A 539-nucleotide genomic window follows, 5' to 3' on the forward strand; every position below is an offset into this window, starting at 1 on the left:
GGTGGAGCCGGACGGCGGTCGCTTCTTGCGGATCAAGAGGGGCGCGGATGTCACCGACCAGAGCGGGGCGTGTACGTATGAGTGCCCTGGCTGGTCGTGGCAGCTCCGCAAGCTGATCATGTACGCGGGCGGTGTCATGGCCGAAGGAAGGCGTCTGTTCTCGGCGGTCACGCCGGGCGGGCTGCTGCGCACCATCGTGCAGGAGGGGAAGGCCCGCGGCGCGCTGCCTGGCCTGGTTATCGATTTCACCTCCACTCATGACAGCGCCGGGCTGGCATGGGACACGACCAGGCTGCTCACGGTGGAGCTGGAGCCTGGCGTCGACCTGATGACCCTCCTCATCAACCTCAGTGAGCAGGGCGTGCTCGACTGGACGATGTCCGGCCGGACCCTGCGCGTCTACCGCGAGGGCACCGCCCTTGGCCGCCAGCTCGGCGCCGGGGGCGGCCCCGTCGAGCTGAGGCTTGGCCGCGATATCGACGAGGCTCCCGACAGCGCCACCCTGGAGGACTTCGCCACGGCGATCCTTATCAGGGGAG

Annotated in this window: 1 pseudogene; it reads left to right on the forward strand. The window is 68.8% G+C overall.

Features of this window, described 5'->3' with window-relative positions:
- Positions 1 to 25 precede the first annotated feature (25 nt).
- Positions 26 to 539 (forward strand): annotated as a pseudogene (locus tag ABD844_RS52165) (hypothetical protein); the annotation flags it as partial.

Origin of the sequence: Nonomuraea antimicrobica (assembly GCF_039536965.1) — a bacterium.
Taxonomy (GTDB): domain Bacteria; phylum Actinomycetota; class Actinomycetes; order Streptosporangiales; family Streptosporangiaceae; genus Nonomuraea; species Nonomuraea antimicrobica.